At 71.2% G+C, this 24,796-nt stretch carries 24 protein-coding genes; 4 read left to right on the top strand and 20 right to left on the bottom strand.

Annotation, left to right across the window (positions count from 1 at the left end; genetic code table 11):
• Positions 1-14 precede the first annotated feature (14 nt).
• The 9 genes from ADL25_RS43680 to ADL25_RS43645 all read right to left on the bottom strand — a co-directional run bounded on the left by ADL25_RS43680 (position 15) and on the right by ADL25_RS43645 (position 8,865).
• On the bottom strand, positions 15-1,544 hold the full coding sequence (locus ADL25_RS43680; protein WP_059133533.1) for an MFS transporter: 1,530 nt from the start codon (positions 1,542-1,544) through the stop codon (positions 15-17).
• Positions 1,545-1,668: 124 nt separating this feature from the next.
• A complete protein-coding gene (gene fbaA, locus ADL25_RS43675; protein WP_059133532.1) occupies positions 1,669-2,700 on the bottom strand; it encodes a class II fructose-bisphosphate aldolase in 1,032 nt (343 codons plus the stop codon).
• A 136-nt stretch (positions 2,701-2,836) separates the two neighbouring features.
• Positions 2,837-3,385 (bottom strand): orotate phosphoribosyltransferase, encoded by a 549-nt coding sequence (pyrE, locus tag ADL25_RS43670; protein WP_059133531.1) that lies wholly within the window; start codon positions 3,383-3,385, stop codon positions 2,837-2,839.
• Between the two features lie 24 nt (positions 3,386-3,409).
• Positions 3,410-4,198: an aldose epimerase gene (locus tag ADL25_RS43665; RefSeq protein WP_059133530.1), complete on the bottom strand. Its 789-nt coding sequence runs from the start codon at positions 4,196-4,198 to the stop codon at positions 3,410-3,412.
• A 68-nt stretch (positions 4,199-4,266) separates the two neighbouring features.
• Positions 4,267-5,172: a carbon monoxide dehydrogenase subunit G gene (locus ADL25_RS43660; protein ID WP_107116862.1), complete on the bottom strand. Its 906-nt coding sequence runs from the start codon at positions 5,170-5,172 to the stop codon at positions 4,267-4,269.
• A gap of 77 nt (positions 5,173-5,249) precedes the next feature.
• Positions 5,250-6,896 (bottom strand): polyamine aminopropyltransferase, encoded by a 1,647-nt coding sequence (locus ADL25_RS43655; RefSeq protein WP_059133529.1) that lies wholly within the window; start codon positions 6,894-6,896, stop codon positions 5,250-5,252.
• A gap of 145 nt (positions 6,897-7,041) precedes the next feature.
• Positions 7,042-7,581, bottom strand: a complete 540-nt coding sequence (locus ADL25_RS43650; protein ID WP_059133528.1) for a DUF2617 family protein — start codon at positions 7,579-7,581, stop codon at positions 7,042-7,044.
• Positions 7,582-8,040: 459 nt separating this feature from the next.
• A complete protein-coding gene (locus ADL25_RS47600) occupies positions 8,041-8,325 on the bottom strand; it encodes a hypothetical protein (protein ID WP_079051015.1) in 285 nt (94 codons plus the stop codon).
• A 219-nt stretch (positions 8,326-8,544) separates the two neighbouring features.
• On the bottom strand, positions 8,545-8,865 hold the full coding sequence (locus ADL25_RS43645) for a hypothetical protein (RefSeq protein WP_059133674.1): 321 nt from the start codon (positions 8,863-8,865) through the stop codon (positions 8,545-8,547).
• 335 nt (positions 8,866-9,200) lie between these two features.
• Between ADL25_RS43645 and ADL25_RS43640 the strand changes: the two genes are divergently transcribed.
• On the top strand, positions 9,201-10,400 hold the full coding sequence (locus tag ADL25_RS43640; RefSeq protein ID WP_059133527.1) for a pyridoxal phosphate-dependent aminotransferase: 1,200 nt from the start codon (positions 9,201-9,203) through the stop codon (positions 10,398-10,400).
• Between the two features lie 120 nt (positions 10,401-10,520).
• The gene (locus tag ADL25_RS43635) at positions 10,521-11,729 is read left to right on the top strand and encodes a mannosyltransferase family protein (RefSeq protein WP_181923113.1); all 1,209 of its coding nucleotides are present in this window, start codon (positions 10,521-10,523) and stop codon (positions 11,727-11,729) included.
• 6 nt (positions 11,730-11,735) lie between these two features.
• On the opposite strand, the gene ADL25_RS43630 is transcribed toward ADL25_RS43635, so the two are convergent.
• The gene (locus tag ADL25_RS43630) at positions 11,736-12,260 is read right to left on the bottom strand and encodes a YbjN domain-containing protein (protein WP_059133526.1); all 525 of its coding nucleotides are present in this window, start codon (positions 12,258-12,260) and stop codon (positions 11,736-11,738) included.
• Between the two features lie 618 nt (positions 12,261-12,878).
• Entirely contained in the window at positions 12,879-15,476 is a 2,598-nt protein-coding gene (clpB, locus tag ADL25_RS43620) for an ATP-dependent chaperone ClpB (RefSeq protein ID WP_059133524.1), read from the bottom strand.
• Between the two features lie 133 nt (positions 15,477-15,609).
• Between clpB and ADL25_RS43615 the strand changes: the two genes are divergently transcribed.
• Entirely contained in the window at positions 15,610-16,023 is a 414-nt protein-coding gene (locus ADL25_RS43615) for a pyridoxamine 5'-phosphate oxidase family protein (protein ID WP_059133523.1), read from the top strand.
• A 134-nt stretch (positions 16,024-16,157) separates the two neighbouring features.
• On the opposite strand, the gene ADL25_RS43610 is transcribed toward ADL25_RS43615, so the two are convergent.
• Both ADL25_RS43610 and ADL25_RS50130 read right to left on the bottom strand, forming a co-directional pair.
• Positions 16,158-16,451, bottom strand: coding sequence for a hypothetical protein (locus ADL25_RS43610; protein ID WP_059133672.1), 294 nt, complete (start codon positions 16,449-16,451; stop codon positions 16,158-16,160).
• 32 nt (positions 16,452-16,483) lie between these two features.
• Positions 16,484-16,834 carry a hypothetical protein gene (locus ADL25_RS50130; protein ID WP_059133522.1) on the bottom strand — a complete coding sequence of 117 codons (351 nt, stop codon included), beginning with the start codon at positions 16,832-16,834 and terminating at the stop codon, positions 16,484-16,486.
• 154 nt (positions 16,835-16,988) lie between these two features.
• Between ADL25_RS50130 and ADL25_RS43600 the strand changes: the two genes are divergently transcribed.
• A complete protein-coding gene (locus ADL25_RS43600) occupies positions 16,989-17,975 on the top strand; it encodes a hypothetical protein (protein WP_059133521.1) in 987 nt (328 codons plus the stop codon).
• A 236-nt stretch (positions 17,976-18,211) separates the two neighbouring features.
• On the opposite strand, the gene ADL25_RS43595 is transcribed toward ADL25_RS43600, so the two are convergent.
• The 7 genes from ADL25_RS43595 to ADL25_RS43570 form a co-directional block, all read right to left on the bottom strand.
• Entirely contained in the window at positions 18,212-19,252 is a 1,041-nt protein-coding gene (locus ADL25_RS43595) for a helix-turn-helix transcriptional regulator (RefSeq protein WP_079051014.1), read from the bottom strand.
• A gap of 620 nt (positions 19,253-19,872) precedes the next feature.
• Complete coding sequence (locus ADL25_RS43590) at positions 19,873-20,985, bottom strand: sugar ABC transporter substrate-binding protein (protein ID WP_234381300.1); 1,113 nt, start codon at positions 20,983-20,985, stop codon at positions 19,873-19,875.
• A gap of 303 nt (positions 20,986-21,288) precedes the next feature.
• Positions 21,289-21,414 carry a hypothetical protein gene (locus tag ADL25_RS51745; protein WP_267889307.1) on the bottom strand — a complete coding sequence of 42 codons (126 nt, stop codon included), beginning with the start codon at positions 21,412-21,414 and terminating at the stop codon, positions 21,289-21,291.
• 314 nt (positions 21,415-21,728) lie between these two features.
• A complete protein-coding gene (locus ADL25_RS43585) occupies positions 21,729-22,181 on the bottom strand; it encodes a heat shock protein transcriptional repressor HspR (RefSeq protein WP_059133518.1) in 453 nt (150 codons plus the stop codon).
• Positions 22,182-22,185: 4 nt separating this feature from the next.
• Positions 22,186-23,355 (bottom strand): molecular chaperone DnaJ, encoded by a 1,170-nt coding sequence (gene dnaJ / locus ADL25_RS43580; protein WP_059133517.1) that lies wholly within the window; start codon positions 23,353-23,355, stop codon positions 22,186-22,188.
• A 72-nt stretch (positions 23,356-23,427) separates the two neighbouring features.
• The gene (gene grpE, locus ADL25_RS43575; protein WP_059133516.1) at positions 23,428-24,087 is read right to left on the bottom strand and encodes a nucleotide exchange factor GrpE; all 660 of its coding nucleotides are present in this window, start codon (positions 24,085-24,087) and stop codon (positions 23,428-23,430) included.
• A partial coding sequence (locus ADL25_RS43570; protein WP_159045156.1) for an Hsp70 family protein occupies positions 24,084-24,796 on the bottom strand: 713 nt, incomplete at its 5' end. The genes grpE and ADL25_RS43570, both read right to left, overlap by 4 nt.

Raw genomic sequence — 24,796 nt, 5'->3', positions numbered from 1 at the left:
CGGCGAGAAGCCGGTCAGGTGGCCGGATCGGGCTTGGCGACCGCGGTCCCGCGCGGCGGCTCCAGCGGCGGCGCGGCCACACAGCTGTACGTACGGCACTGGGGCCGACGGCAGTCCGGAGCCGGACTCCGGACGGTCGCGAAGGCGAGCACCGCACCGACCGCCAGTACCGCGGCGCACAGGGGCATCGCCCGGTCGAAGGCCGCGTCGAAGGCGTCCGGCGAGCGGTACGCCTCCGGGCCCATGCCGGTGAGCACCGGCAGCGCCGCCACCGCGATCAGCCCGGCCGCGCGGGCCGCCGCGTTGTTGATGCCACTGGCCAGGCCCGCCCGGTCGGTGTCCACCGAGGCGAGCACGGTCGAGGTCAGCGGGGCGACCAGGGTGACCATGCCCGCGCCCATGACCAGCACGGCCGGCAGCACGTCGGCGAGGTAGGAGGCGTCCTTGCCGACGCGCAGCATCATCAGCATGCCGACCGCGCACAGCAGAGGGCCGACGGTGAGCGGTATGCGCGGTCCGATGCGCTCGGCCAGGGCGCCCGAGCGGGACGAGAAGAGGAGCATCAGCACGGTCGTGGGCAGCAGGGCCGTGCCGGCCCGCAGCGGCGAGTAGCCCGCCACCACCTGGAGCTGGAGCGCGGTGAGGAAGAAGAAACCGCCGAAGGCCGCGTAGACGCAGAGGGTCACCAGATTGACCGAGGTGAACTGGCGGGAGGCGAAGATGTCGAGCGGCATCATCGGGTCCTGGTGGCGCTTCTCCACGTACACGAAAGCGACGCCCGCGGCCAGGCCCGCGACCGCCATGACGACCACGACCGGGGAACCGCTGCCGGCCTCGATGAGGGCGTAGGTGACCAGCGCGAGGGACACGGCACCGAGCGCGGCGCCGAGGGCGTCGAAGCGTCGGCGCGAACGCTCTGCCCCGCTCACCTCCCGGGCCGAGCTTCCGACCGATTCCGGTACGTGCCGGACGGCGACGGGCGCGCACAGCAGGGCCAGCGGGACGTTGAGGAAGAAGACCCAGCGCCAGCCCGGGCCGTCCACCAGCCAGCCGCCGAGGAACGGGCCGATCGCGGCGCCGATGCCGCCGAAACCGGACCACAGACCGACCGCCCGTGAGCGGTCGTCCGGGTGGAACGACGCCTGGATGAGCGCGAGCGAACCGGGCGTCAGGAGGGCACCGCCGATGCCCTGCAGGGCGCGGGCGGCGATGAGGAAGCCCGAGGTGGGGGCCAGTCCGCAGAGCAGGGAGGCGGCCGCGAACCAGACCACGCCGATGACGAAGACCTTGCGGCGGCCGTAGTGGTCGCCGAGGGAGCCGCCGAGAAGGATCAGGCCGGCGAGCGTGATCAGGTAGGCGTTGACGGTCCACTGCAGGGCGGCGAGGCTCGCATCGAGGTCCTTGCCGATGCGGGGAAGGGCGACGTTGACGACGGTGGAGTCCAGCAGGGCCATGCTGGAGCCGAGCACGGTCGTGAGGAGGATCCACTTCCCCTGCGCGGTGCCGATCCTGACGACGGGCCCCTGCTGTGCGGTGACGGCCATGTGGGGATCATCCCGCGTCCGTCGGCACCGGGCCAGACCGGGGCCGTGCCGGTGCTGTACCGAACGGCCCGGGCGGCCGGTGGTGGCGGGGTGCCGCCGCTGTACGGCACCCCGCCGACCCGTGTCACTTCATGCGCGTACCGGTGGACCGGAGGTGGCCGCAGGCCTCGAAGACGCGCTTGGACATCGACGCCTCCGCCAGCTTGCCCCAGGTCCGCGGGTCGTAGGTCTTCTTGGAGCCGACCTCGCCGTCGACCTTCAGGACGCCGTCGTAGTTCCTGAACATGTGGTCGGCGACCGGACGCGTGAAGGCGTACTGGGTGTCGGTGTCGATGTTCATCTTGACCACGCCGTTCTCCAGCGCCGTCAGGATCTCCTCCTCGGTGGAGCCGGAGCCGCCGTGGAAGACGAAGTTGAACGGCTTGCTGTCGGCCGGCAGGCCGAACTTGGCGGCCACACCCTCGCTCAGGTTCTTGAGCAGGTCGGGGCGCAGGACGACGTTGCCCGGCTTGTACACGCCGTGCACATTGCCGAACGAGGCGGCCAGCAGGTAACGGCCCTTTTCGCCCAGGCCCAGCGCCTCGGCCGTACGGATCGCGTCGTCGACCGTGGTGTAGAGGGAGTCGTTGATCTCGTGGGAGACGCCGTCCTCCTCACCGCCGGTGGGGGTGATCTCCACCTCGAGGATGATCTTGGCGGCGCGGGCGCGCTCCAGCAGCTCCTGCGCGATCTTCAGGTTGTCGGAGAGGGTCTCCGCCGAACCGTCCCACATGTGGGACTGGAACAGCGGGTTCTCGCCGCGGGCCACACGCTCCTCGGAGATCGCGAGCAGCGGGCGCACGTACCCGTCGAGCTTGTCCTTCGGGCAGTGGTCCGTGTGCAGCGCGATGTTGACCGGGTACTTCTTCGCGACGATGTGCGCGAACTCGGCCAGGGCCGCGGAACCGGTGACCATGTCCTTGTCGTACTGCCCGCCCAGGAACTCGGCGCCGCCCGTCGAGATCTGGACGATGCCGTCGCTCTCGGCCTCCGCGAAGCCGCGCAGGGCAGCGTGCAGGGTCTGGGACGAGGTCACATTGATGGCCGGGTAGGCGAACTTGCCTGCCTTCGCCCGGTCGAGCATCTCGTTGTAGACCTCGGGGGTTGCGATGGGCATCTGTCCGCTCCTTGTATGTGCGGGTGCGTTCTGCGTACGTACGGCCCTGACCTAGGGTGTGACGTCATCGTCGGCCCCATCTTTCCAGACTTGACCGGATGCTTCGGACACCCTGTCCAGCGGATGACCGTGCGGGTCAGTCCAGTCCCAGCTCGTCCTTCGAGTACGCGAAGCGGTAGGGGACCCCGGCGCCGTCCTCGATCTTCTCGGCCGCGCCCGTGGCCCGGTCGACGATCGTCGCGACCGCGACGACCTCGGCCCCGGCCTCGCGCACCGCCTCCACCGCGGTGAGCGGAGAGCCGCCCGTGGTGGAGGTGTCCTCGACGACCAGGACCCGGCGCCCCCTGATCTCCGGACCCTCCACGCGCCGCTGCAGACCGTGCGCCTTTGCCGCCTTGCGGACGACGAAGGCGTCCAGCTTCTTCCCGCGCGCGGCGGCGGCGTGCAGCATTGCGGCCGCGACCGGGTCCGCGCCCATGGTCAGACCGCCGACGGCGTCGAAGTCCAGGTCGGCGGTCAGGTCCAGCAGCACCTGACCGACCAGCGGCGCGGCCTCGCCGTCGAGGGTGATGCGGCGCAGGTCGACGTAGTAGTCGCCCTCCAGGCCGGACGACAGGGTCACCTTGCCGTGCACCACGGCCTTGTCCTTGATCTGCTGCAGCAGGTCGCCGCGTACGTCACTCATACGAGTCAGCTTAAAGGGGGGTGCTCACGGGCGGCGCCAGCTCCACGTCGTCGACGCCTCCAGCGGCTCGATGGGCGTGACCAGGCGGGGAAGAGTGTTGAGGCCGTTGGGCGGACCCGTCTGCGGCTCCACGCACACGGCCTCCTGCTGCTGGTCGTAGACCACCACCCACTCCTCCCGGCTGGTCACCCGCAGCTCCAGCCGGTCCGGCCAGAGCACCGCGACGTCGACGCCACCGGGCATCCCGAAGCAGTCGTCCCAGGGGCCGGGCCGGGGGTCGATGCGGTTCCCCGTGGGCAGGTGGTCGTCCCCGCGCTCCTCCTGCCAGGCGGGGCTGAAGTCGATGCGCGCGTCCACACCGTCGAGGGTGCGGTTGAACCAGGGGTGCCAGCCGATCTGGGCCGGGAACGAGGACTCGTAGGTCTCCACGGACATGGTGAGCGTCAGGGAGTCGTCGGTGAGCGTGGCGAGATGGGTGACGCGGCCGACGTAGGGCCAAGGGTCGACCAGGTCGTAGGTGAGCACCGCCTCGGCGCGGTCCGCGCGGGCCACCCGCCACGCGCCGTCCCGCGCGGTGCCGTGGATGGCGTGCGGCGGGGAGTTGAGGGGCATCTGGTGGACCGTGCCCCCGTCGCGGAACCGGCCGTCCCTGGTGCGGCCGCACCAGGGGACCATGGGGAAGCACCCGAACCGTTCGCCCTGCCGCAGCAGCTCCGTGCCGCCGACGCGCAGACTCCGCACGCGCCCGCCGTTCGCCGGCGCCAGCACGACCTCCGCGTCTCCCGCGGTCAACGTGATCTCGTCGTTACTCACGGAGCCGACCCTACTTGGCCGATCAAGAGGGCGTGCCGGGACGCCGCTGTGCCGTGGAACCTGCGGGATCAGCGGCGGCGGCGCAGCAGGCGGGCCGCCACGATCGCGGAGGCCAGGAGCAGAGCCGCCGCCGGGGCCGCCCAGCGCAGGGTCGCGCCGGCCGCCACGGTCTCGGGGACGGGTACGGGGGCGTAGCGGCCGCGCGGGGGCGCGTGGTCGACCTCCTCGGCGCTGCGGCCGATCATCGTGCGCCGGGCGTGTGCCGCCTCGGCGGGCGGCAGCTCCCCCTCGCCGTCGAAGTCTTCCTCGGGCTCCTCCTCGCCGACGAACCCGTCCGCGTCGGCCAGGGGGTCGAGGGACGGCGGCGGGACTTCGGTGTCGTGGATCGAGGGCGTCGCGGAAGCGTCCGCGGACGACGTCCCGGAGGTCTTCTCCGGGGACCCCTCCGGCGCCTGTCCGGCCGCGGCCTGCGCTTCCTCGGTCGGTGCCTGTCCTGACGGCTCCTCGGAGGTCCGGTCGCCGGCGGCTTCCCCGGACGCCGCGGCCCCGGCCGTGCCGCCCGCCCCGAGGCCTTCCGCGAACCGTCCGAGCAGCCGGGCCCCCGCCGACGCCACCGCGTCCGCGGGCAGTTCCGCGATCCGGCCGTCGCCCGTGGCCGTTCCCGTGAAGAGGACGTTCGTACCACCGTCGGCCGGGAGCAGGCGGACGGACAGGGACAGCTTCACCGTGCCGGTACCGCGGACCTCCGTCGCCTCGCAGCGCGCCGTGTACGAGCCGTCGGGCCGCGCGGCGACCCGCAGCACACCGCGGTAGGTGATCGTGTGGCCGGCGACGCGCACCTTCAGCCTGCCGGAGACCGGCTCCGCCTCCGCGTCCTGCTGGAGCCCCGGGATCGCGCGGGCGACCCGGACGGGATCGGCCAGCGCCTCCCCCAGCCGCTCGGCGGGTACCGGAACGAACGCCTCATGCTCCATACCAGCCGAGCCTACCCAGCAGCGCCCGAACCGCACCCGTGCATCACGGGATTCTCGACTCCGGCAGGCCGGGCGGCTCAGTTCGCGTATCTCGGCCGCACCAGCGTCGACGGCGGCAGTCCCGGCACCCGGGTGCGCGCCGCCGCCCGGGCGTCCGCCCGCAGCACCTCCGGGGACAGTGTGGCCGGGCGGGGGGCGTCCCGGTCCAGGGTCAGGGCGGGACGGGTGCGGGCGGCGAGCACGAAGCCCCAGTCGCGTGGCGCGCCCGCCGGGCGGTGCGGTCCCGCCCAGGGCGCGGGGGCACGCTCGCCGACGCGGTACGGGGCGGTCCTCAGACCGGCCGCCCGGATCGTCGCCTCGACGGTCCAGAAGACCCGGGGGCGCGAGGTCACCGGGCCCGCGTGCACCACCAGCCGGCCGCCCCGCGCCAGGACCCGGCGGGCCAGACCGTAGAACTCCTGCGAGTACAGCTTCGTGCTCGCCGTGACGCGGGGGTCGGGAAGGTCGGCGATCACCACGTCGTAACTGCGCCGGGTGTCCCTGAGCCGGCGGAACGCGTCCGCCGTGCACACATGCACCCGCGGGTCGCCGAAGACATGGCCGTTCAGCGCGGACAGCGCCGGGTCGCGGCGGGCGAGCCGCACCACGGCCGGGTCGGGGTCGACGACGTCGACCCGCTCGACGTCCGGGTGCCGCAGCACCTCGCGTGCGGCGAGGCCGTCGCCGCCGCCGAGGACGAGCACACGCGCGTGCGGGCCGTCACTCATCGCGGGACGCACGAGCGCCTCGTGGTAGAGACGTTCGTCGCGGCCGCTCACCCGCAGCCGGCCGTCGAGGAACAGCGCGAGCGGACGGCCGTGGGTTCCGCCGGTGAGCACCAGCTCCTGGGCACCGGTGTGCACAGCGATCCGGATGTCGCCCCCGTACACCGCCTGACGCGCCGCCCGTTCGAAGTCGTCGACCAGGAGGGCGGCGGCGGCCAGCACACCCAGCACGGCGACGTTGGCGACCACGAGCAGCAGCCGGCCGCGGCGGGAGAGGTCCCGCCGGAACAGCCCGAGGACGAGGGCACCGCCCGCCACCGCGTTGATCGCGCCGGTGAGCAGGGTGCCGGTCAGCTGGCCGAGTTGCGGGAGCAGCAGGAAGGGGAAGGCGAGCCCGCCCACCAGCGCGCCCACGTAGTCCGCCGCGAACAGGTCGGCGACCGCGCCGCCCGCGTCCTGGCGGCGGACGCGCTGGATGAGCTCCATCAGCAGCGGGACCTCGGCGCCGATGAGCAGGCCGATCGCGAGGGAGAAGGCCACCAGCAGACAGCGCGGGCCCCCGGACCACACTCCGCCCCAGCCCCCGGTCCAGGCGAAGACCGCGTACAGCGCCATCGCACTGCAACCGCCGACCAGGGCGAGTGCCGCCTCCACCGCACCGAATCCGGCGGCGGCGCGGCAGCGGAGCCGCTTCGCGGCGAGCGAGCCGATGCCCATCGCGAAGACCATGACCGACAGCACGACGGAGGTCTGGGTGACCGAGTCACCGATCAAGTAGGAGGCCAGGGCGACGAGTTCGAGTTCGTACACGAGACCGCAGGCCGCGCAGACGAACACCCCGGCGAGGACGAGGAACCTGCCTGTGCCCGGACGCACGGGAAGTGCCGTCCGGCTCTGGCCGCCATCGCCGCTCCAGGAGCGTGGCGCGCTAGGCGGCGCGGGCGCGTGCGGTTCGATCACGGTCGGAACGCTACGTCACGCTCGCGCTGGGCCCTGTCACCCACACGTGTGGAACTGCCCGGTCCGGGAACGCCCGCGACGCACGGCGTCCCGCACTTGGACGCCGCCTCCCCCGACCTTCGCCGCGTGCCGTACGGCACCGTCCTCACACCCGCCCGCTCATCGCCTCCCGTGCCGCCGGCACCTTCACTCCCACCCTCGTCCGCGTCGCCACCAACTGCCCGTCCTGCGGATACGCGTGCCAGGTGCGCCAGTGGACCTGGCCCCCGTGGTGCTGGGCCAGCATCGCCGTGAAGGCGTGCGGGCTGCCGGGAAAGACCCCGGCCAGGCCGTGGGGATGATCCGACACCAGGGCCAGCAACTCCTGGGCCCGCCCCGCGAAGGAGCCCGGCGACAGGACCTCGACACGGGCCGCGAACTCGTACTCCCAGTCACCCACCCGCTTGGCGACACCGAGCGGCAGCGGGGCGCTGGAGCCCGCGATGCACGCCACCGTCTCCGAACAGGTGCCCCGCTCCTCCTCCAGGAGCACCTGGTGGGATGCGCCGAGCAGTCTCAACTGAAGCCGCGCCCCGGCGAGTTCCAGATCGAGGGTGGCCAGTGCGGGCAACGGCTCACGGCCCAGAGTCCAGGCGAGGTCGGCCGCGCGCGTGTCGGTGTAGGAGGTGTTCAGGGTCGTGAGCATGGATCGGCTCCGCTAGCACACAAAATGGGGAGTGGTCCCGGCACTTCCGGGTCGGCACCGGGCTTCGGCCGGTTCAGCACAGCCGGTCGGGCACGCCGTCCGGATCGGCCGGGCCGGGCGAAACGCCTGCAATACGGGCGTCCGAAGGCTGCGTCGGTGGTTGAGAGCGAATCATGAACTGCTGCGGCGCCACAGCGTTTTTACCCAAGTTCGTAGGGTTTCCATCCCACCGGGGGCCCCGCAGCTCAACTGTTCAACCAGCACGTACGCCGGGAGCGACGATGCGCAGGTCGGACGTGTTCCGGCAGCGGGGCCGCGAGCGCACGCTCGACGCAATGCGCCGATGACGTGCGCCCTCACGCCCCCCACTCGGGTGTACTGCCGCACGCCCGTCGGGACACTTGCGGACCGCGGTCGTCGCGGCGGACACACGCCCCCTGCGGAGCCCGGCCGACCGTGTCAGCTGCCTCCGCCGCACCCGCCTCCGCCACCGCCGCATCCGCCACCGCCGCCGCACGAGGAGTGGCCGCCGCAGGAGGAGTGACCACCACCGCACGAGTGGTGGCCGCCCGAGTGGTGGCCACCCGACGACGAACCGCCGTCGCTCCCCGCGGCCCACCAGCTGCCGGCGCTCCCACCGGTTCCTGCCCGCAGCCCACGGCGCTTGCCGCGCCTGCGCCCGCCCATGACGAGGCGTACGACGACACCGACACAGATGATCGCCAGGATGATGCCGAAAAGCATGACTTCGTCCCCCTTTCTTCCCCGGGACCGGCCCCCCGTGGGCCCCTCCGTGTTCCCGGGTGCACGGGGGATGCCCCCGGGCTCCCTCCGCCAAAGCAGAGTTGAGGAAGTTCTGAGGGTCACGACCCGGAAAAAGCCCCTGACCTGCAAGGATGCACAGTTCGCCGGCCTTGCGGGTCGCGCCGTGGCCGACGATGGGCCGTGGTCCTCAACCGGGTGCTACGCCGCGCCGGGGCCGTCCAGGAAACGCAGCAGCACAGCGGCCTCCGCACGCAGCCGCGTGGCCCGGTCGGCGTGCGCCGGGGCAGTCAACTGCTCTGCGATGTCGAGCCGTTCGGCGGCCTCGGCTCGCACGATCTCCGCCACGCCGCCCTCGGTCAGCTCGCGTCGCACCGCCTCGGTGGCGCCGGCACCGACCGGCGACTGCTCCAGGGCCAGGCCGCGCAGGTCGGCTTCGCCGACGGGCACCGCCTCCGCGTTGTCCAGCGCGGCGAGCGTCGCGCGCAGGGCGCTCACCGCGGCCTTGTCGCGGGCGCGCATCGCTTCGGGGAGTGCCTGACGCATACGAGCACGGAGTGACATGCCGGGAACCTAGATCGGTGCTCTCGACCCCGGCAAGCGGATATCCCCGCAGCGCCGGGCGCCGCCGTCCGCAGTCGGCCATGCCCGTCACGCCGTATGCCGTCCCGCTCGGCGTGCGCCCCCGCCGCCGCTCGTGCCCGGCCGACCGCCGGTGGGCCGTCCGAGGGCGTCCCACAATACGGAGCCCGACGGGTGCGGACGCCTCCTCCGCTGCTCGCAGGCGGTGCTCCGGGCGCCGGCACGGGCACCCGTCCTTGCGGGCAGGTTGAGGAGTCCCGGAGCTTCGGCGCAGGATGGCGGCCATGACCTCCAGCGCACGCCCTCTCCTCAACCGCCGGCTCGCCGAGTTCGGGACGACGATCTTCGCCGAGATGTCCGCCCTCGCGACGAGCACGGGTTCCATCAACCTCGGGCAGGGTTTCCCCGACACGGACGGGCCCGAGGAGATCCGCGAGGCCGCGGTGCGGGCGCTGCGTGAGGGTCGCGGCAACCAGTACCCGCCGGGCCCCGGCATCCCCGAGCTGCGCACCGCGGTCGCCGCCCACCACCGGCGGCGGTACGGGCTGTCGTACGACCCCGACACCGAGGTGCTGGTCACCGCGGGCGCCACCGAGGCGATCGCCGCGAGCCTGCTGGCCCTCCTCGAACCCGGCGACGAGGTGATCGCGCTCGAGCCGTACTACGACTCGTACGCCGCCTGCATCGCGATGGCGGGCGGCCGGCGCGTACCCGTCACGCTGCGGCCACACCACGAGGACACCGCCCGCTTCCGGCTTGACCTCGACGAGTTGCGCGACGCCGTCACCGACCGCACCCGGCTGCTACTCGTCAACACCCCGCACAACCCCACCGGAACCGTGCTCACCCGCGAGGAGCTGCGGGCGATCGCCGACCTCGCCGTCGAGCGCGACCTGCTCGTGGTCACGGACGAGGTGTACGAGCACCTGGTCTTCGACGACGCCGAGCACCTGCCCCTGGCGTCCTTCCCGGGCATGCGCGAGCGCACCGTCACCATCGGCTCGGCGGGGAAGACCTTCTCGTTCACCGGGTGGAAGGTCGGCTGGGTGACGGCGGCGCCCGGCCTCGTCACGGCGGTGCGCTCGGCCAAGCAGTTCCTGACCTATGTGGCGTCCGGGCCGTTCCAGTACGCCGTCGCCGAGGCGCTCGCCCTCCCGGACACGTACTTCGCGGCATTCCGCGCGGACATGCAGGCCAAGCGGGATCTGCTCGCCTCCGGCCTGGCGCAGGCGGGCTTCGAGGTGTTCCGGCCTGCCGGCACGTACTTCGTCACCACCGACATCCGGCCCCTCGGCGAGACCGACGGATTCGCCTTCTGCCGCGCCCTGCCCGAGCGTGCGGGCGTCGTCGCCATCCCGAACGCGGTCTTCTACGACCATCGCGAGGCCGGCGCCCCGTTCGTCCGCTTCGCCTTCTGCAAGCGGACGGAGGTCCTGGAGGAGGCGGTCCAGCGACTCAAGGCACTGGCGGACTGAGGCCGCAGGCGGGTCCCACGGCGGCCGGGTGTCCGGCGGCGCACACCTAGGCGTGGGAATTCCCCGCCTCTCACGCGCGCAAGGTTCGCAAATCAGCCGTAATCGCAGCATGGTGCGGGTGTGACCCATGCCAGCACCGTCCCGGCCGCCGCCGAAGCGGTCCCCGCAGACCGCGCCCGTATCCGTCCGATCGGCCGAGGACGGCGGCTGCCGACCTCGGCCGTCGCCGCCCTGGGGCTCTTCGTCGCCGCCCGCCTGTGCGGCTGTCTTGTGCTCGCGGTGGTCGCCCGGCCCTCGGACCGCCGGCCCCTGCTCCTGCTCGGACGGTCCTGGGACTCCGTCTGGTATCTGCGGATCGCCTCGCACGGCTACGGACACACGCTGCACAGCCGCAGCGGCACCGGCATCCACAACGATCTGGCGTTCTTCCCGCTGTACCCGGCCCTGATCCGCGGCATCGGCATGCTCACCCCGCTGGACGGCATGGCGGCGGGCCTGCTCGTGTCCTGGACGGCCGCGGCGGTCGCCGCGCTGGGCATCCACCAGGTCGGCCGCCTGCTGCACGGGCCGTCCGTGGCCACCGTGCTCGTCGTCCTGTGGGGGCTGCTCCCGCACTCCATCGTGCTGTCGATGGGATACACGGAGCCCGTGCTGACCGCGTTCGCCGCCTGGTCGCTGTACGCGGTCCTGACGCGTCGCTGGGTGTGGGCCGGCACTCTGGCCGCGCTCGCGGGCCTGTCGCGGCCCAACGGCTTCGCGGTGGCCGCGGCGGTCCTGGCGGCGGCCGTGCAGGAGGTCTGGCGGATGCGCGGGCGAGAGGTTCCCCACAGGCTGTGGACGGGTGCGGCACTGGCCCCGCTCGGCTGGGGAGGCTATGTGCTGTGGGTGGGCCGGCGCAGGGGGGACCCGCTCGGCGGCTATTTCACCGTGCAACGGCTGTGGGGGTCGCGCTTCGACTTCGGGGTGGGCTCGCTGCAGTTCGCCGAGCGGATGATGCTGCACGGCACCCGGCTGCACTTTCCGATGGCCCTGGTGATCGTGGCGGTCGGCACGGTGCTCTTCGCCCTGCTCCTGGCCGACCGCGCGCCGCTGCCGCTCGTCGTCTACAGCGGCCTTCTGCTCGTGGTCGCGCTCGGCGGCTCGGGGTTCTTCGAGTCCAAGCCGCGCTTCCTGCTGCCGGCGTTCCCCCTGCTGATCGTGGTGGCGCAGGCGCTGGCGCGAACCGCGAGAGCCCGGCCCTGGCACGCCGCAGTGGTGGCGAGCGCCCTGGCCGGGTTCTCGTTCGTCTATGGGGCGTATCTCGTGGTGCTGGCCCGGTCGCCCCTCTAGCCGGGTCTACTCTCCGTCTTCCTCGGGCTTCCCCGAGTCGTCGACGTCCTCCGCGAGGCCGAGCTGCTCGACGAGCCACCGGTCGAACTCGATGGCGGCCCGCACCCAGCTGACGGTCGACGAGACGAAGTGCTCCAGGCTGACGCCCGTGCCGATCAGCATCTGCGCCTCACCGATGAGGCGGACGGTGCCGTCGTCGTGCGTGTGGCTGTACACCTTGGGCCACAGCGTCCGCCGGTTCCAGTCGTCGATGGACTCCAGCAGCTGCGGCTTCTCGTCGATCTTGTGCGGCCGGTCGTAGAACGTCCGCACCGAGAAGACCTCCTGGTCGCCTTCGCCGCGGAACATGAAGTACGTACGGAACTGCTCCCACGGCGCGACGAGGTCTCCCTCTTCGTCGACGAGGTGCTTGAGCTCCATCTGGTCCAGGAGCTGCTTCACGAGGTCCTGATCCGGAACCACGGGGCCCGCCGGCGGCTGCGGCTCGGGCTGGCCCCCGAAGTTCGGAATCGAGGACGGGTCGATGCTCACCGTGTTCTTCCCTTCGTACGGATTCCGCCATCCTCCCCCATGCGGGGAGGGGGGTGGCAACCCCGGACGGGGTGTGTCCGCCCGTGGCTGACATGATCCGGCCGGTTCATGGGAAGCCCGGCACGGGGGTGGGGTTTCATGACGGGCACGCTGCCGGGGAAGAGGGCACCGCTGGACGGGCCGCAGCAACCGCCGGGAGGCACCAGGTGGCGGCTGGTCGCGGCTGGTCGCGGCCGTCGTGGCCCCGCCGGTACTGGCTCTGGCCGGCTCCGCCGCCATGGCCGTGGACTGGTTCCGGCCCGGTGGCGGATCCGGGGAGAAGACACACGAGGTCCCCTGCGCCGCAGGCTCCGCCGCCGCACACGACGGACTGTGCACAGAGCGCGGATCTCTGTCTCGATGTCGATTTCCAGGTCGGACCCCAGGACGGCGGGCCGACCGGCGCCGACGCGGTGAGCGTGGAGGTGGTGCACGAACACGCGGGCACCGCGCGTGTGCGGCTCTCCGCGTTCACGTACTGAGCGGCCCCCGGCACCGGACGTGACCGAAACGGAATCGGGCCCCCTCCTCCCTCCGGTGAGCGGGAGGAGGGGGCCGTACGGCGGCGGGGGTCCGGGGCTACAGCGTCTTGCCCGTCGCGGGCCCGACGATCAGCCCCTCGCCGAAGCGGTCCACCCGGACCGTGTCCCCGTCCTTGACCTCGCCGGACAGGATCTCCTTGGCCAGGCGGTCGCCGATGGCGGTCTGGACGAGGCGCCGCAGCGGGCGGGCACCGTAGGCCGGGTCGTTGCCCTCGTCCGCAAGCCAGGCCAGCGCCTCGGGCGTGATCCGAAGGGTCAGTCGCCGCTCGGCCAGCCGCTTGGCGAGGCGGTCGATCTGGAGCTGGGCGATACGGCTCAGCTCGCCCTTCGACAGCGCCGAGAAGACCACCAGGTCGTCGAGCCGGTTGAGGAACTCCGGCTTGAAGGAGGCGCGGACCACCTCCAGCACCTGCTCCCGCTTCTCCTCCTCACTCGTCATCGGGTCGACCAGGAACTGGCTGCCCAGGTTCGAGGTCAGCACGAGGATCGTGTTGCGGAAGTCGACCGTGCGGCCCTGCCCGTCCGTGAGACGTCCGTCGTCCAGCACCTGCAGGAGGATGTCGAACACCTCGGGGTGGGCCTTCTCCACCTCGTCGAGCAGCACGACGCTGTACGGGCGGCGGCGGACCGCCTCCGTCAGCTGGCCGCCCTCCTCGTAGCCGACATAGCCGGGCGGGGCGCCGACCAGCCGGGCGACGCTGTGCTTCTCGCTGTACTCCGACATGTCGATGCGGACCATCGCCCGCTCGTCGTCGAAGAGGAAGTCGGCGAGCGCCTTGGCCAGTTCGGTCTTGCCGACACCGGTGGGGCCGAGGAAGAGGAACGAGCCGGTCGGGCGGTCCGGGTCGGCGATGCCGGCCCGGCTGCGACGCACGGCGTCCGACACCGCACGCACGGCCTCACCCTGGCCGATGAGCCGCCTGCCGATCTCGTCCTCCATGCGCAGCAGCTTCTGCGTCTCGCCCTCCAGGAGGCGGCCGGCGGGGATTCCGGTCCAGGAGCCGACGACGTCCGCGATGTCGTCGGGGCCGACCTCGTCCTTGACCATCGTGCCCTTGGAGGCCTCCTCCTCGGCCTCGGAGGCGGCCTCCAACTCCTTCTCGACGGCCGGGATCTCGCCGTACAGCAGCTTCGACGCGGAGTCGAAGTCGCCGTCGCGCTGGGCGCGTTCGGCCAGCCCGCGCAGCTCGTCGAGCTTCTCCTTCAGCTCGCCGACCCGGTTGAGGGACTGCTTCTCCTTCTCCCAGCGGGCGGTCAGGCCGCGCAGTTCCTCCTCCTTGTCGGCGAGGTCGCGGCGCAGCTTGTCCAGCCGCTCCTTGGATGCCTGGTCGGTCTCCTTGCTCAGCGCGAGTTCCTCCATGCGCAGCCGGTCCACGGCACGCTGGAGCTCGTCGATCTCGACCGGGGAGGAGTCGATCTCCATACGCAGCCGCGAGGCCGACTCGTCGACCAGGTCGATCGCCTTGTCCGGCAGGAAGCGGGAGGTGATGTACCGGTCGGAGAGGGTCGCGGCGGCGACCAGCGCGCTGTCCGCGATCTGCACCTTGTGATGGGCCTCGTAACGGCCCTTGAGTCCGCGCAGGATCGCGATGGTGTCCTCGACGGTCGGCTCGGCGACCAGCACCTGCTGGAAGCGCCGCTCCAGCGCCGGGTCCTTCTCGATCCGCTCGCGGTACTCGTCGAGCGTCGTGGCACCCACCATGCGCAGTTCGCCACGGGCCAGCATCGGCTTGAGCATGTTGCCCGCGTCCATGGCGGAGTCGCCGCCGGCGCCCGCGCCCACGACGGTGTGCAGCTCGTCGATGAAGGTGATGATCTGCCCGTCGGAGTTCTTGATCTCCGCGAGCACCGTCTTCAGGCGCTCCTCGAACTCACCGCGGTACTTCGCGCCCGCGACCATGGCGCCCAGGTCGAGCGCGACCAGCCGCTTGTCCTTCAGCGACTCGGGCACGTCGCCCTTCACGATGCGCTGGGCGAGCCCCTCCACGACGGCGGTCTTGCCCACGCCGGGCTCGCCGATGAGCACCGGGTTGTTCTTCGTACGGCGGGACAGCACCTGCACCACGCGCCGGATCTCCTGGTCCCGGCCGATCACCGGGTCCAGCTTGCCGTCGCGCGCGGCGGCGGTGAAGTCGGTACCGAACTTCTCGAGCGCCTTGTACTGGCCCTCGGGATCCGGGGTCGTCACCCGGCGTCCTCCCCTGGTCTTCTGGAACGCGTCCAGCAGCTTCCTGGCGTCCGCCCCCTGGCGGGAGAGCACCTCGCCGGCGGCGCCGCCCTTCGCGGCGACACCCATGAGCAGATGCTCGGTCGACAGGTACTCGTCCCCGAGATCCCTGGCGCGCTGGGTCGCGTCGGCGATCACCGCGAGCAGTTCCCGGTTGGGCTGGGGCGGTGCGACGGTCGACCCGGTCACGCTGGGCAGACCGGCGAGCACCCGTTCGGCACCTGCCCGCACCGAGGCCTGGTCCGCGTCGACGGCGGCCAGCAGGTCGATGATGTTCTCGTTGTCCTGCCCCTCGAGCAGCGCGAGGAGCAGGTGGGCGGGGGTGAGGTCCGGGTGACCCTCCGACACGGCCCTGTTGCTGGCCGCGTTGATCGCGTCCCGGCTCCTGTTGGTCAGCTCGGCGTCCACGTTCGCCTTCTCCTCCTTGCGTCGGCCGCGCTCAGACGTTGCCCTTCCATTCTGACCCGAGCAACGTGCACAAAGTTGAGTCTATTCCACTCAAGGCAGCGTTCGGGAGAGACACCGGCTAAGTTCCGCACCCATGGCCACCTATTCCGTAGACCCGGGCTCGCCCGACGACCTGTACCTCAGGTTCTGGCGGGAGCGGCACCTGTGCACGCTGACCACCCTGCGTCCGGACGGCAGCCCGCACGTCGTCCCGGTCGGCGTGACGTACGACCCCGAGGCGCGGCTGGCCCGGGTGATCGCGAACAAGTCCGGGGCGAAGGTCGGGCACGTGGCGAACGCGGGCCCGGACGGCGCCCGCGTCGCGGTCTGCCAGGTGGACGGCCGGCGCTGGGCGACACTGGAGGGCCGCGCACGGGTGTCGGCCGACCCGGAGCGGGTCGCGGAGGCCGAGCGGCGCTACGCCGAGCGCTACGGACGGGTGCCGGCACCCAACCCGTCACGGGTGGTGATCGAGATCGCCCTCACCCGGGCGATGGGACGGGGCTGATTCCAGCCACTGTCCGCTCCGGGCTATAGCCGGAGATGTCCCCACAAACTGCAGCGGCGTCACCGTGTTCAGGTCACGGTGACGCCGCTGCGGGGGGAAGTACCTGAGCGATCTGTTACGACGGGGGAATCGCGTCAGGCACTGCGGGGGGTGGCAATGGTCTGTACTTCCGGACTGCCCGGTTCGGACAGCCGGTGGTCACGCCGGTCGAGATTCACAAAGATCATTCCGTACCGTATGGCGCACCGCACGGGCTGCGGCGCCCCCCGAGGCCGCCGCAGAAGCCGGTAGGCCCGCACGTCCTCGTCCTCGTCCCGCGTCACGACGACCGGCTGTCCGAAGACGGTCACCATCAGCGAGTCACCACTGTGGGGAATGGCGGTCGCCAGGTCGATGAAGTGCCAGCCGGAGCGATAGGCGGTGGCCATCTCACGCCGGAACGAGCGGTCGTCGGGAGGGATCATGCGTCTGCGTCCGCGGGGAGATCGTTCCAGCCGCTGTCGGCCGGGGCGACGTTCCAGCCGCTGTCCGCCTGAATCGCGTTCCAGCCACTGTCGGCGGGGACGACGTTCCAGCCGCTGTCGGCCTGTACGGCGTTCCAGCCGCTGTCCGCCTGAATCGCGTTCCAGCCACTGTCGAAGGGGGCGACGTTCCAGCCACTGTCCGCCTGGATGGCGTTCCAGCCACTGTCGGCCTGGACGGCGTTCCAGCCACTGTCCGACCGGACCACCGACGAGGTCTGCCCGGGATCAGGAACCGAGCCGCTCTGAACACCGAGAACCGCTGCGGCGGAGAAGACGGCTGCAAGCACTGAACCAAGCAATCTCGGTCGCATAGTCGGCTTCGTCCTCACTTGATGGAATCCTCTCCCCCGCAGCACAAGACGATGGCTCATTCAGGCACGTCAATGCCACAGGGGCGATGCATCATGTTCCTGCACGTTCATGACCCTGGGGGGTGGAGAAATGACCACGAACAACTCAAAGCCGACACATCCCCACGGCGTCACCGAGTTGTGCGACGACGGAGCACGGCTTTATGCCAACGCGCTCCGGTCCGGAAGGATCACACGTTCCGAGGTGGAGCCGGCTCCGTGTCTCCTGGAGTTCGCCCTGCTCCACCCCGATCCGGACGACGCCAACTGGCTGCGGCCGGTTCCCCCGTCCGTCGCGCTCGCCCAACGGTTGCACCCGCTGGAACGCGAGATACAGGACCGGCGGCGCCAGACGATCGAGCTGACCGAGTCCTTCGACCCGTTCATCACGATCAGCACGCAGAGCCCGCAGGCGAGCCTCCATTCGATCACGGTGCTCGAGGGATTCGACCGGATCAACGCGGCACTCAACTCGGCCACGGCGGAGTGCCGCAGCGAGATGATGACCGTACAGCCGGGGGGCGGCCGTCCCGCCGACACCCTCATGGAGGCCCTGGAGCGCGACCGGCCCCTCGCCGACCGCGGGGTCAGCATCCGCACGCTCTACCAGCACACGGCGCGGCACAGCCAGAGCACCCTCGCCTATGTCGACCGGATCTCCGACGGCAAGATCCAGGTCCGTACGCTCCAGGAGCTGATCGAGCGGCTCATCATCTTCGACCGGACCGTCGCCTTCATCCCGGCGAGCGAGGACCGGAGCGTGGCCCTGGAACTGCGCCACCCCGGCCTTGTGCGGTACCTCGCCATGGTCTTCGAGCGGCTGTGGGAACGGGCGGTCCCGCTGACCGAGGAAGTGCCCAACGCCGTTGACCCCAACGGCATCACCGGAGTGCAGCGCTCGATCGCCAAACTCCTCATCGAGGGCCATGTGGACGAGGCGATCGCCCGCCGCCTGGGCATGAACGTGCGCACCTGCCGGGCGCACATAGCGAAGATCGCGGCCACCCTCGGCAGCGGCAGCCGGGCCCAGCTCGGCTACCTGATAGCGCAGTCGGGGATCCTGGAGCAGGGCGACTGAACCTCCGGGCGCGGGGGAGCCGGCCCGCTGAACGCGCCACAGAGCGGCTGTGGCGGCGGACCGGCCCGTCCCCGGCCCAGGACCGCCCACAGCCCTCCCTGGGCCGCCCTGAGCCGCTTCAGCGGCCGTCCAGCACCTCTGCCGGGGGCGCGGGGACACGGGATCCGCCCTGAGCGCGGAACACCCCACCGCCGAGGACACCACCGGCAGGGGAAGTCGGGCGCGGCCCGGACGGCTCACAGGTCGCCCGAGGACTCCCGGGCGGCGCCGGGTGCCGTGACCGGCAGCGGTTCGGCCGCGAGAGTGGGGCCGTCCAGGCCCACCTGGGCGATACGGACCCCGAGCTGCGTCCGGCTGGCCGCGCCCAGGGTCTCCGAGAGCCGGGCGATGTGCGCACGGCACGTGCGGACACTGATGCCGAGGCGCTCGGCGACCACCGCGTCCTGGTGCCCCTCCGCCAGCAGTGCGGCGATCGAGCGCTCCCGGTGGGTGATGCCGTCGATACCCGTGTCAGGGAGCGGCGAGGTCAGCGGGATCGCCAGCCGCCAGAAGCGCTCGAAGGCGGTCACCAGATAGTCGATCACCGCCGGGTGCCGCAGCTCCAGGGCGATCGTGCGGTCCGTGTTCGCGGGGATGAAGGCGACCGTGCGGTCGAAGAGGATCAGCCGCTCGGGCACCTCGTCGAGGGTGCGCGCCTCGGCCGAGTCACCCATCATCTCCATGTAGTTGCGCAGGCCCTGTCCGTGCCGGGCGACATGGGTGTACAGGTCGCGCATGCGCACACCCCGGCGGCGCATCTCCAGGGCCCGGTGCAGCCCCTCGGAGAGCTCGTCCTCCCGCCGGATACCGCCCGGCTGGACCGTCAGCACCTCGGCCGTGCACTGCTCCGTCGCCTCGTCCATGGCCGCCCTGATCCGCGGCAGCCCGTCCAGCACGCGGATGGCAACGCCCTCCCCGGACCCCTGCTCGCGGCCGCCGAGCCCGGCGTACCACTCGACCGCGGCCACCGCCGTCCCGACCCGCGCCTGGCTCGCGCTGACCTCCTCGTGCACGCTGCGCAGCAGCCGGGTCATGACCTCCTGCGGGGAGGTCGGCACCAGCCAGTCCATGTCGTCGGGGTCGGGATGCAGCAGCGCGAGTTCCAGCAGGCACGGCACCGGCCCGGCGTCGGCGCGCGACACCCGGCCCCGGCGAACGGCCCGGGAGTACACGCGGTTCCCCGCTTCGCAGAGTCGGTCAGCGCCGTGTGGATGCGCGTCCGTCCCGTGCCCGGCCATCTTCCACCTCTGGCTCCGACTCCTGGCCCCAGCGTCCTGAGCGATGCGGCTCACCAGCGACGTCCCGGCGCTCACCGTCCGTGCCGCGTCCCGCACGCCTTCGCAGCGCAACTATGCGCGGCACCGCCCGCCTCCGCAACAAGTTCCTGCACCTCAACGCCCGTTAATGCCCCGGAATCAGCCGTATCCTCCCTACCTCCGGAACTTCCGCTGCACCAAGCTGACGGTCGACAGGGCGTCCCGTCTCGCATGCGGTGGGCACTTCCGGGCACGCCGGAGCGACCGGCGTGTGACGTAGGGCACTTGACCTCGGGTGATGGCGGACATGTCCGATCCGTCGCGCAACGGCAGCCGCACGGATGCGGGTTCGTCCGGGGCCGCGGCCGATCGACCGGACGAACCTCGGTGCGCGCTCGCCCGGATGACCCGGACCGGGTCACGACCGCCGTGCCCCGGGGGTGGGACGGGAAGTGCGCGGCGGACGGCCGCGACCTCCACGAGGCCACCGCACGGGGGACGTGGAGGACAGGGTGCCGGGGGGGACCGCCGTGGGCGGCGGTGGAGTTCAGGTGTGGGAACGCCTCGGACGGGCGGGTGGTGACACCCGCCCGCCCGGAGGGTCAGTGCAGACCGGCCGCCGCGCAGGCCGCCTTGTACTTGTCGGTGCAGATCTGCTTCACGGTGTAGATGCCGTCCTGGATCACCGTGTCCTTGATGTTGTCCGTGGTGAGCGCGACCACCGGCACCAACATCGACGGGATGTTCTTCGTCGTCGGGCTGTCGACCTTGTCGCGGGTCAGCGCGTCGAACTCGATGGAGCGCCCCTGGACCTTGGCGACCGCCATCTCCGCGGCGTTGTTCGCCTCTTCCGGGTACGACTTGTACACGCTCATGTACTGCTCGCCCGAGATGATCCGCTGCACCGCGTCCAGCGCCGCGTCCTGCCCGGTCACCGGCGGCATCTTGGTGACGCCGGCGTCCTTCAGCGCTTCGATGACGGCGCCTGCCATGCCGTCGTTCGCGGAGTAGACACCGGCGATGTTGCCGAGCCCGATGGCCTGGATCGCCTTGTCCATGTTGGCCTTGGCGTTCTCCGGCTTCCAGTCCTTGGTGTCGAACTCCCCCACCTTAGGGATCTTCACCTTGTCCTGGAGCTCGCTCAGCGCACCCGCCTTGAACTGTGCGGCGTTCGGGTCGGTGGGCGAACCGTTCATCATGACGATCGTGCTGCCGGAGGCCTTGGTGCCGAGCTTCTCGACGAGCGCCCGGCCCTGCACCTGGCCGACCAGTTCGTTGTCGAAGGAGATGTACGCGTCGATCGGGCCCTGCGCGAGACGGTCGTAGGCGATGACCGGGATACCCGCGTCCTTCGCCTTCTGCACACCGGGCTCGATGGCCTTGGCGTCCACGGCGTCCACCAGGAGCACGTCCACCTTGTCGGCGATCATCTGCTCGAGCTGCTGGCTCTGCTTGGCCGCGTCCGCGCCGGCGTTCGCGGAGACGACCTTGCCCTTGTCGTGGGTGAGCGACTTCACCTGCCGCTCGATGATGGGACGGTCGAACTGTTCGTACCGCGGATTGTCGGTCTCGGGCAGAAGGAGACCCACCGTGATGTCGTTGCCCTTCTTCGGGGTCGCGGAGCTGCTGCCGCCGCCGACTCCGTCGATGACGCCGCAGGCGGCGAGCGAGACGGCCGACACCGAGGCGGCCAGGGCCATGGCGGTACGACGCACAGCGGTCCTACGGGTGGTACGAGCGTTCACATCAGGTGCCTTCCGGGCGAGGGAGCAGCATTGCGACCCAGGTGGCTGAAAGCCAACGCGGCGACGGTATGCAGCGTCAAGAAGTACCGGTTAACGAGATGGCAACAGCCCCCGTGTGGAAGTCACGTGAAACCAAAGAAAGTGTAGTGCGCGAGCCGTTTCCGAACCTTCGCGGGGTGGAGTTTTGAGCTCCGACCTGCGCGGATCGGGAAACCGACACCCCATCAACTTCCTTGAAAGTTAAAGACGTTCATCGATCGACCCAAACGTGATCTACGTCACGTGCCGCCGGGCGATCGCTTCTCCTCCGGAGAGCCGGCCATCGCGCACCGCATCGCCGGCGAGCCGGTTGCGCACGATGACCCGCGCGTCTTCCGTCGTCGGGCGGGAGTTCTTCACGAACTCTCCATTAAGGGGCACATCGACAGAGACTCCTCATCATCGGCGATCGAGCACAACTGGGGCACCGGACAACCGGTTTCGAGTCCTCGGGAACGACGAGACGGGCCGAACGCAAAGCACCGCCACCGCGGCCTCCTGTGCTCAGCCGGTCCTCAAACGGCAGTTCTTCGCGCACACGAGCCTGTCCGGCACACCGAGAAGGACCGACTGCGACAGCGCTGCCGACCACCGACCGGACCGGCTCCTGGCTCCGGCCACGCGCGAAGGGGCGGCACCGGAGACATTTCCGGTGCCGCCCCTTCGGCGTGATGTCAGTCGGACTGCTGCTGCCGCTTGGGCCGCCACACGACCAGCGCGCTGGTCTGCTGCACCTCCTGGTACGGCACCAGGTCACGGCGGTACGAGGCGTGCACCGCGGCCTCGCGCTGCCGCATCGTCGCCGCCGCGCCGTCGAGCGCGGCCTGAAGCTCCGCGACCCGGGACTGGAGCGCGGCGACCTGGTTCTCCAGCTCGATGATCCGCTTGATGCCGGCGAGGTTGATGCCCTCGTCCTGCGACAACTGCTGCACCTGACGGAGCAGTTCGATGTCGCGGGCCGAGTAGCGCCTGCCCCGGCCGGCCGTGCGGTCCGGGGAGACGAGCCCCAGACGGTCGTACTGGCGCAGCGTCTGCGGGTGCAGGCCGGAGAGCTGGGCCGCCACCGAGATGACGTAGACCGGGGTCTCCTCGGTCAGTTCGTACGGGTTGCGTCGACGGCCGTCCATCTCCTCATGCTCCCTTCGCCGCCTGGAACAGCTCCGCCCGCGGGTCCTCGCCCGCGGTCGCCTCGCGATACGCCTCCAGGGCGTCACGAGCCTTCCCCGACAGGTCCTTCGGAACACTCACCTCGACGGTGACCAGCAGGTCCCCGCGGGTGCCGTCCTTGCGGACCGCGCCCTTGCCACGGGCGCGCATGGTCCGTCCGTTGGGCGTGCCCGGGGGCAGCTTCAGCGTGACCGGGGGTCCGCCGAGGGTGGGGACCCGGATGTCGCCGCCGAGCGCCGCCTCCGTGAACGTCACGGGCACGGTCACCGTCAGGTTGTCGCCCTTGCGGCCGAATACGGGATGCGCGTCCACGTGCACGACGACATACAGGTCGCCGGCCGGGCCGCCCCGCTCGCCGGGACCGCCCTTGCCGCGCAGCCGGATGCGCTGCCCGTCCGTGACACCCGCCGGGATGCGGACCTGCATCGTCCGGGACGACTTGGCCCGGCCGCTGCCCTTGCACTCCATGCAGGGGTGCTCGGCGATGAGTCCGCGGCCCTTGCAGTCCGGGCAGGGGTCCGTCAGCGAGAATCCGCCGCCGGAGCCGCGCGCCACCTGGCCGGTGCCGACGCAGGTCGGGCACACCCGCGGCGTGCCGTTCTTGTCGCCGGTGCCCGAGCAGGCCTTGCACGGCGCCTGCGAGGACATGCGCAGTGGAACGGTCGCGCCGTCCACCGCCTCCATGAAGCTGAGCGTGACCTCGGACTCGATGTCCTGGCCGCGCCTCGGCTGCGTGCGCGTACCCGCGCCGCCGCCGCGGTTGAACAGGCCCCCGAAGACGTCACCGATGCCGCCGCCGAAGTTCCCCCCGGCACTGCCGCCCTGACCGCCGAAGAGGTCGCCCAGGTCGAAGTTGAACGATCCTCCCGCCCCGGGACCGGGACGGAAGCCACCGTTGCCGAAGAGGGCGCGCGCCTCGTCGTACTCCTTGCGCTTCTTGGGGTCGCCGAGGATGTCGTTCGCCTCGGAGATCTCCTTGAAACGTTCCTCCGCCTTGACGTTGCCCTTGTTGGCGTCCGGGTGGAACTCGCGGGCGAGCTTCCGGTACGCCTTCTTGATCTCGGCCTCGGTGGCGTCCTTGGGGACGCCGAGGACCTTGTAGTAGTCCTTCTCGATGAAGTCCTTGGTACTCATCCCCGACGCCCCTCCTTCCGTTCCGCGTTGTTCTCCGAGGGGAGCCCGGTGCGGACACCCCTGTCGATCACGTCAGCCCTCGTCCGGGCCACCGCTCTCCTTGTCGTCGCCCGCCTCGCTCGTCTCCTCGGCCTTGACCGTCTGCGCCCCCGGCTGCGGCTCGGCCACGGCCACCCGCGCGGGGCGGATGGTGCGCTCGCCGAAGCGATACCCGGGCTGCAGAATCGCCACGCACGTCGTCTCGGTGACGTCCGGCGCGTACGAGTGCATCAGGGCCTCGTGGATCGTCGGGTCGAAGGGCTCGCCCTCCTTGCCGAACTGCTGCAGACCCATCTTCGCCGCGACCGTCTCCAGGGACTCGGCGACGGACTTGAACCCGCCGACGAGCTCGCCGTGGTCACGCGCGCGGCCGATGTCGTCGAGCACCGGCAGGAGCTCGGTCAGGAGGTTCGCGATGGCGATCTCCTTGACCGTGATCCGGTCGCGCTCCACGCGGCGGCGGTAGTTCTGGTACTCGGCCTGGAGGCGCTGGAGGTCCAGGGTGCGCTCGTGGAGCGCTGTGCGCACCTGGTCCAGCTGGGCCACCAGACCTGCGGTCTGTGCCGTTCCGTCCCCTGCCGGGGCCGCCGCCTCCTCCGAAGAGGGGGAGGCGGCCTGCGGCTCGGCGTCGTCTGGGGTGGCGCCGGAGGGGACGTCGGGCTTCTCCTCGAAGCCCGGGGTCTCCTCCGTCACGCGGCACCGTCCTTACGGTCCTCGTCGACGATCTCGGCGTCGACGACGTCGTCGTCGGCCTTCGCCTGGCCGGCACCGGCGTCACCGGCACCGCCCGCGGCCTGAGCGGCCTGGGCGTCGGCGTACATGGCCTGGCCGAGCTTCTGCGAGACGGCCGCGACCTTCTCCGTGGCGGTACGGATCTCGGCCGTGTCCTCGCCCTTGAGCGTCTCCTTCAGCTCGGCGACGGCGGCCTCGACCTCGGTCTTGATCTCGCCGGGGACCTTGTCCTCGTTGTCCTTGAGGAACTTCTCGGTCTGGTAGACGAGCTGCTCGCCCTGGTTGCGGGTCTCGGCGGCCTCGCGGCGGCGGTGGTCCTCCTCCGCGTACTGCTCGGCCTCCTGGCGCATCCGGTCGACCTCGTCCTTCGGGAGCGAGGAGCCGCCGGTGACGGTCATCTTCTGCTCCTTTCCGGTGCCGAGGTCCTTCGCCGTGACGTGCATGATGCCGTTGGCGTCGATGTCGAAGGACACCTCGATCTGCGGGACGCCGCGAGGCGCCGGCGGCAGACCGGTCAGCTCGAACATGCCGAGCTTCTTGTTGTACGCAGCGATCTCGCGCTCGCCCTGGTAGACCTGGATCTGCACGGACGGCTGGTTGTCCTCGGCCGTGGTGAAGATCTCGGACCGCTTGGTCGGGATCGTGGTGTTGCGCTCGATCAGCTTGGTCA

It is taken from the genome of Streptomyces sp. NRRL F-5122 (assembly GCF_001507435.1).
GTDB lineage: Bacteria > Actinomycetota > Actinomycetes > Streptomycetales > Streptomycetaceae > Streptomyces > Streptomyces lannensis.
Note: the sequence above shows the minus strand (reverse complement) of the source record. Positions and strands in the feature narration are given on the sequence as shown.

What these genes read in the sequence shown, in the direction of transcription:
- ADL25_RS43680 (WP_059133533.1), bottom strand. Translation starts at nt 1,544, where the DNA reads ATGGCCGTCACCGCACAGCAGGGGCCCGTCGTCAGGATCGGCACCGCG.
- fbaA (WP_059133532.1), bottom strand. Translation starts at nt 2,700, where the DNA reads ATGCCCATCGCAACCCCCGAGGTCTACAACGAGATGCTCGACCGGGCG.
- pyrE (WP_059133531.1), bottom strand. Translation starts at nt 3,385, where the DNA reads ATGAGTGACGTACGCGGCGACCTGCTGCAGCAGATCAAGGACAAGGCC.
- ADL25_RS43660 (WP_107116862.1), bottom strand. Translation starts at nt 5,172, where the DNA reads ATGGAGCATGAGGCGTTCGTTCCGGTACCCGCCGAGCGGCTGGGGGAG.
- ADL25_RS43650 (WP_059133528.1), bottom strand. Translation starts at nt 7,581, where the DNA reads ATGCTCACGACCCTGAACACCTCCTACACCGACACGCGCGCGGCCGAC.
- ADL25_RS47600 (WP_079051015.1), bottom strand. Translation starts at nt 8,325, where the DNA reads ATGCTTTTCGGCATCATCCTGGCGATCATCTGTGTCGGTGTCGTCGTA.
- ADL25_RS43645 (WP_059133674.1), bottom strand. Translation starts at nt 8,865, where the DNA reads ATGCGCGCCCGCGACAAGGCCGCGGTGAGCGCCCTGCGCGCGACGCTC.
- ADL25_RS43640 (WP_059133527.1), top strand. Translation starts at nt 9,201, where the DNA reads ATGGCGGCCATGACCTCCAGCGCACGCCCTCTCCTCAACCGCCGGCTC.
- ADL25_RS43615 (WP_059133523.1), top strand. Translation starts at nt 15,610, where the DNA reads ATGGCCACCTATTCCGTAGACCCGGGCTCGCCCGACGACCTGTACCTC.
- ADL25_RS43610 (WP_059133672.1), bottom strand. Translation starts at nt 16,451, where the DNA reads ATGGCCACCGCCTATCGCTCCGGCTGGCACTTCATCGACCTGGCGACC.
- ADL25_RS43600 (WP_059133521.1), top strand. Translation starts at nt 16,989, where the DNA reads ATGACCACGAACAACTCAAAGCCGACACATCCCCACGGCGTCACCGAG.
- ADL25_RS43595 (WP_079051014.1), bottom strand. Translation starts at nt 19,252, where the DNA reads ATGGCCGGGCACGGGACGGACGCGCATCCACACGGCGCTGACCGACTC.
- ADL25_RS43585 (WP_059133518.1), bottom strand. Translation starts at nt 22,181, where the DNA reads ATGGACGGCCGTCGACGCAACCCGTACGAACTGACCGAGGAGACCCCG.
- dnaJ (WP_059133517.1), bottom strand. Translation starts at nt 23,355, where the DNA reads ATGAGTACCAAGGACTTCATCGAGAAGGACTACTACAAGGTCCTCGGC.